Genomic DNA, 6,193 nt, shown 5'->3' on the forward strand with positions numbered 1-6,193 from the left:
CGTGTAACGGGAGCGGCCCCCGACGATCGCCAGGGGTCAAACGGATAACCTCGTTGCCGTCCGATCCACGCCCGTCCGTTACCCGAGGAACCCGTTTCGTGAGTCCCCTCCTGTGAGCCTTCCGTCGTGAGCCGAATCCTCCGATTTGCCCCGGCCGTGCTCGCGCTCGCGGTGATTGCCCGGCTGCTGTGGATGTTCCTGGTGCCGACCGGCTTCAATCTCGTTGACCTGCACGTCTATGTGGACGGCTCGGCGGCGTTGTCGGACGGCCACCTCTACGACTTCACCTATTCCGAGGTCACCCCCGACTTCCCGCTGCCGTTCACCTATCCGCCGTTCGCGGCGCTGGTGTTCTTCCCGCTGCATTTCCTGCCGATGAAGGTGGTCGGCGTCGCGTGGTCGCTGGCCACGGTCGCGGCTCTCTATGGCGTTGTGCGGATCAGCCTGAATCTGATTCTCGGCGAACGGGCGGCGCAGCCGCAGTACCGGAACGTCGCGATGATGTGGACAGCGGGCGGAATGTGGACCGAACCAGTCCGCACCACCCTGGACTACGGCCAGGTCAACGTCTTCCTTGTGCTCGGTGTGATGGTCGCGGTGGCGAGCAGTCGCTGGTGGTTGTCCGGTCTGCTCGTCGGCGTCGTCGCCGGGATCAAGCTGACGCCCGCGGTCACCGGCCTCTACTTCGTCGCGCGCAGGCGGTGGGCCACCGTCGTGTTCTCGGCAGTCGTCTTCGGCGCCACCGTTGGCCTGAGCTACCTCGTCGTGGGCAAACAGTCGCACGAGTACTTCGGCACGCTGCTCGGCGACGCATCCCGAATCGGGCCGGTCGGCTCGGTGTGGAACCAGTCGCTGCGCGGCGCGATGAGCCGGTTGGTCGGCTACGACGTGGAGACGGGCGCACCGCTCATAGCCGCGCTGGCCGTCCTGGCGGTCCTCGCGTTGTTCGCCTGGCGCTCCCTGGATGGCGACGACCGGCTCGGCACGCTCATCGTGGTGCAACTGTTCGGCCTGATGCTCTCGCCGATCTCCTGGTCGCATCACTGGGTCTGGATCATCCCGATGGCGATCTGGCTGCTGTACGGGCCATACGGGCAGCGCCTCGGCGCCCGCCTGGTCGCCGGGTACTGGATCGCGACATCGCTCGTCGGCGTCGTCTGGGTGCTCAGCTACTTCCAGGACTCGATCTGGCCCATCTCGCGCCCAGGGGTGCTCGCCTGGCTCGGCGCGGTCGACGCGATCGGTGTACTCGCGTTCTTCGGGCTGCTGATCGGATACCGCGTGCGGGACAACCGCGCGGGAACTACCGATCGAAAGTCAGCAGATCGATCTGTCGAGCCAGCGACACATCGTTCGCGGTAAGCCCGCCCGCCGAATGCGTGGACAGCACCAGGGTCACCTTGCGCCAACGGATATCGATGTCGGGGTGATGGTTGGCTTGCTCGGCCGCGTCGGCCACCCGGCGAACGAACTCGATCGCCTCCGGGAAACTGGGCAGCTCGATGGTGCGCGAGATCGAATCGCCCTCTCGTAACCAGTCCGGCAGTTCCGCGAGTTCGGTGTTCAGTTCGGCGTCGGTGAGAAGGGTCGCCATACCGCATGATGGTAGTCGTGCCCGACGCAGCCGAGGTTGAAGTTGTCGCAGCGGCGATCATCCGCGCCGGGCGGCTACTGCTCGCACAGCGCACCCGTCCCGCCGAACTGGCCGGGCTGTGGGAACTGCCCGGCGGCAAGGCCGAACCCGGTGAATCAGCCGCGGACGCGCTGCGCCGCGAACTGGCCGAGGAACTCGGCATCGAGGCGGTCGCTGGTGCGCGGATCGGAATCGACGTTCCGCTGCGCGAGCCGCTGGTGCTGCGGGCCTATCTGGCCACCATCGTTTCGGGGGAGCCGGCGGCGCTCGATCACGCCGAACTGCGGTGGGTCGATGCGGCCGAGTTGGCGGTCATTGACCTGGTGCCCAACGACCGGCACTGGCTCGATGACCTGGTCTCCGCGCTCGCCGCTACTTCTTACGGGCGTGACTCAGCGCCTTTCGAAGCTGCTTCCCCTGCAGCCCAGCATCCTGGGCCTTCTGCATCCGCTTGATTACGACCGGACATCGCAGACAACGCTTGTCGCTACGGCAGCACTTCTTCTTCGGCTTCAGCGCGGCGACCTTTGCCGCGTCGGCCTTCCCCATGCGTAAGTGCACCCTTCGCCGGTGATGGTGTGGGGGAAAGCTAATCAGTGCCTGGCCGTTTTGGCTGCCCCGTATCCCGCATTAAGCGGTGACTCGCATCACCCCGAAGCAATTGACCTGGTCTTTCTCGCGCGCGGCGGTCCGGACGGGCCTAACTGAGCGGTAGGGTATTCGTGGCCGCCTCCCACCCTTCGCGGCCAGGAAATCGGGCGTTTCGCAGCTGCGGTCGCCGCAATCGTCGCATGCCGGCCGCCGTATCGGTCGTTGTCGTGCGGCAGGACAACCCAGGAGCACAAGGTGTCGAGCCCAGAAACCGCGCGGACCTTCCGCAACGTCGCGATTGTCGCGCACGTTGACCACGGCAAGACCACGCTTGTCGACGCCATGCTGCGGCAGTCCGGCGCCTTCGCCGAGCGGGCCGAGCTCGTGGACCGGGTCATGGACTCCGGCGATCTCGAGCGCGAGAAGGGCATCACCATTCTCGCCAAGAACACCGCCGTGCACCGGCACAACAAGGACGGCTCGGTCACGGTCATCAACGTGATCGACACCCCCGGCCACGCCGACTTCGGTGGCGAGGTCGAGCGCGGTCTGTCCATGGTCGACGGCGTCGTGCTGCTCGTGGACGCCTCCGAGGGTCCGCTCCCGCAGACCCGGTTCGTGCTGCGCAAGGCGCTTTCCGCGTCGCTGCCCGTGATCCTCGTGGTCAACAAGACCGACCGCCCCGACGCGCGTATTTCCGAGGTCGTCGACGAAAGCCACGACCTCCTGCTCGACCTGGCATCGGATCTGGACGACGCGGCAGCCGAGGCCGCAGAGAAGATGCTCGGTCTGCCCGTCCTTTACGCCTCCGGCCGTGAGGGCAAGGCGTCCACCGAGGCTCCCGCGAACGGTGAGGCGCCCGGTGCGGACAACCTCGACGAACTGTTCGACGTGCTGCTCGAGCATGTGCCCGCGCCCAAGGGCGACGTGGCCGCGCCGCTGCAGGCCCACGTGACCAACCTCGACGCCTCCGACTTCCTCGGTCGTCTCGCGCTGGTCCGCATCCACAACGGCGAGCTCCGCAAGGGCCAGCAGGTCGCGTGGATGCACGCCGACGGCGTCAAGACTGTCAAGATCACCGAGCTGCTCAAGACGGTCGGCGTCACCCGTGAGCCCGGCGAGAGCGCGGTCGCGGGCGACATCGTTGCCGTCGCGGGCATCCCGGAGATCATGATCGGCGACACCCTCGCCGACACCGAGAACCCGGTGGCGCTGCCGACCATCACGGTCGACGAGCCCGCAATCTCTGTCACCATCGGCACCAACACCTCGCCGCTCGTCGGCCGGGTCAAGGGTCACAAACTCACTGCGCGCATGGTCAAGAGCCGACTGGACTCCGAGTTGGTCGGCAATGTCTCGCTGCGCGTCCTCGACATCGGTCGCCCGGACGCGTGGGAGGTGCAGGGCCGCGGCGAGTTGGCGCTGGCCATCCTCGTCGAGCAGATGCGCCGCGAGGGCTTCGAGCTCACCGTCGGCAAGCCGCAGGTGGTTACGCGTCAGGTCGACGGCAAGGTGCACGAGCCGTTCGAGGAACTGACCATCGACACCCCGGACGAGCACCTCGGTGCGATCACGCAGCTGCTGGCCAACCGCAAGGGCAAGATGGTCCAGATGACGAATCACGGCACCGGCTGGGTTCGTATGGAGTTCATCGTCCCGTCGCGTGGCCTGATCGGTTTCCGCACCGACTTCCTCACCGAGACCCGCGGCACCGGCATCGCCAACGCCGTTTCGCACGGCTACGGCCCGTGGGCCGGCGAGATCCGCGCCCGCCACACCGGTTCGCTTGTCTCCGACCGGACGGGCAGCGTGACCCCGTTCGCGATGATCCAGCTCTCCGACCGCGGCACGTTCTTCGTCGAGCCGGGTGCCGACACGTACGAGGGCATGGTCGTGGGCATCAACCCGCGCGCCGAGGACCTCGACATCAACGTCACCAAGGAGAAGAAGCTCACCAACATGCGGTCCGCGACGGCCGACGCCACCGAGACCCTAGCCAAGCCGATCACTCTGACCCTCGAGGCCGCGATGGAGTTCTGTGCCGTCGACGAGTGCGTCGAGGTCACCCCCGAGGACGTGCGGGTGCGCAAGGTGAACCTTGACGCCACCGAGCGCGCACGGGCCCTGTCCCGGGCAAAGGCACGCGACCGCGCTGCCCTCTAGCGAGGCAAAGCACGCGACAATGCGGAGCTGTACCGTCGCGGGCGGAAAGGGGCATCTCTCGGTGGCAGGTGGAGCGAAGCGGCGCGCTGTCGGCGCAATTTTCGCGGCGACGTGCGCAGCGCTCGCCGTGACGTCGTGCACCGCGAACCCGCCGCCGCCGATCGAGAGCACCGAGACACCGAAGACCGAACCGGCGGTGCCGACGCGCAACACCATCGTTGTCGCGATCGACGAGGTGGGGGAGGGCTTCAATCCGCACCTGCTCGCCAATCAGTCGCCCGCCTCGGCAGCGGTTGCGGCCCTGGTGCTGCCGAGCCCCTTCCGCCCTGTCGTCCCGGAGAACAACGCGTCCGCATGGGTGCCGGACAATTCGGTGGTGGTGTCTGCCGAGGTCACCTCGCAGGAGCCGTTCACGATCACCTACCAGCTCCGCCCGGAGGCACAGTGGTCCGACGGTGCGCCGATTGCGGCCGAGGACTTCCGGTACCTGTGGCAGCAGATGATCAACGATCCGGGCGTAGTGGATCCCGCAGGCTACGACCTGATCGCCGACGTCAATTCCTCCGGCGGCGGCAAAACCGTCACCGTCACCATGGCCGCGCCGTACCCCGCCTGGCGGGAACTGTTCACCGACCTGGTGCCTTCACATCTGCTGAAGGACGCGTTGGGCGGATTCGAGCGTGGTCTGAGCGACAACATCGCGGTGTCCGGCAGCAGGTTCCACATCAAGTCGGTTGACCGCGGCCGCGATGAGATCCTGCTCGAACGCAACGACCGATTCTGGGACGAGCCGGCGAAGCCGGATCAGGTCCTGATGCGCCGCGGTGGCTCGTCCGCGCAGCTCGCCGACTCGATGCGCTCGAACGATGTGCAAGTCGCCGAGGTCCATGGCGGATCCGCCACGCGCGCACAGCTTTCCGCGATCCCCGGGGTGCGCACCGCCGTCATGGCGCAGCCACGCGTGCTGCAGGTGGCGCTCAATGCACGGACCGGTGCGCTCGCCGACCCGCGCGTGCGTACCGCGCTTTTCGGTTTACTCGATCCCGATCTGCTCACCTCCGTCGGCGCCGACACCGCCGCTGCCGTGCAACCTGCCCGCGCGCAAGTGCTAGCGCCATCGGATCCGGGCTATGCGCCGACGATGCCGCCGCGCCCGACCGGGCAGGCCGCTTTCGACCTGCTCGCCGAGTCCGGGTTCCGTGCCGACGCGCCTGCACCGACGACGACGGCCCCCACGACGCCGCCCAGTGTTTCGGCACCACTGGCGCGAGCCGGCGAACGCCTCAGCGTGCGGATCGGTGCCCCGCAGGACGACGCGACCGCCCTGGCCGTAGCCAATACCGCTGCCGATCAATGGCGCGGCGCGGGCGTGGATGTGACGGTCCGCGAGATCGCCCCGGACGACCTCTACGGCAGCGAACTTCTCGAGGGCAAGATCGATGCCGTGGTCGGCTGGGTGCGTGCCGGAGGCGATCCCGCGACCGCGCTGGCGTCCCGCTTCGGCTGCCCGGCGCCCGTCGCTGCCGGGAGCGCGTCGGACGATCGCGCGCCCGCAGACGACACGCCGACACCCGCCCCCAATGGCGCGACGCCCAACCCGACCGCGCCTGCCGCGGCAGGGCAGTCGGCAAAGGCGCCGAGCAACCTGTCCGGAATCTGCGATCCCGCGCTGCAGGTCGGTATCGACAACGCCCTGCGCGGAATCGGCGATGTCCCAGCGGCTATCGCGGCCGCCGAGCCGGCACTGTGGCGGCTGGCCGCCGTAATGCCGGTGCTGCAGGACGCGAGTGTCGTTGCCGCTGGACC

The 6,193-nt window shown here is 67.9% G+C and carries 5 protein-coding genes; 4 read left to right on the forward strand and 1 reads right to left on the reverse strand.

Going from position 1 to position 6,193, the window contains the following annotated elements:
• The first annotated feature begins 126 nt into the window (after positions 1-126).
• A complete protein-coding gene (locus tag A8G08_RS20100; RefSeq protein WP_068278149.1) occupies positions 127-1,362 on the forward strand; it encodes a mannosyltransferase in 1,236 nt (411 codons plus the stop codon).
• Here the strand turns inward: A8G08_RS20100 and A8G08_RS20105 are convergent.
• A complete protein-coding gene (locus tag A8G08_RS20105) occupies positions 1,304-1,594 on the reverse strand; it encodes a 4a-hydroxytetrahydrobiopterin dehydratase (RefSeq protein WP_068278150.1) in 291 nt (96 codons plus the stop codon). The two genes, A8G08_RS20100 and A8G08_RS20105, sit on opposite strands and share 59 nt — an antisense overlap.
• Before the next feature lie 8 nt (positions 1,595-1,602).
• Here A8G08_RS20105 and A8G08_RS20110 point away from each other — a divergent pair, with 8 nt between their 5' ends.
• The 3 genes from A8G08_RS20110 to A8G08_RS20120 all read left to right on the forward strand — a co-directional run.
• Entirely contained in the window at positions 1,603-2,088 is a 486-nt protein-coding gene (locus A8G08_RS20110; RefSeq protein WP_084436593.1) for a (deoxy)nucleoside triphosphate pyrophosphohydrolase, read from the forward strand.
• Between the two features lie 391 nt (positions 2,089-2,479).
• Positions 2,480-4,387 carry a translational GTPase TypA gene (gene typA / locus A8G08_RS20115; RefSeq protein ID WP_068278151.1) on the forward strand — a complete coding sequence of 636 codons (1,908 nt, stop codon included), beginning with the start codon at positions 2,480-2,482 and terminating at the stop codon, positions 4,385-4,387.
• Between the two features lie 19 nt (positions 4,388-4,406).
• On the forward strand, positions 4,407-6,193 hold a 1,787-nt coding region (locus A8G08_RS20120), incomplete at its 3' end, for an ABC transporter family substrate-binding protein (RefSeq protein WP_084436595.1).

The organism is Aldersonia kunmingensis (assembly GCF_001646865.1).
Taxonomy (GTDB): domain Bacteria; phylum Actinomycetota; class Actinomycetes; order Mycobacteriales; family Mycobacteriaceae; genus Aldersonia; species Aldersonia kunmingensis.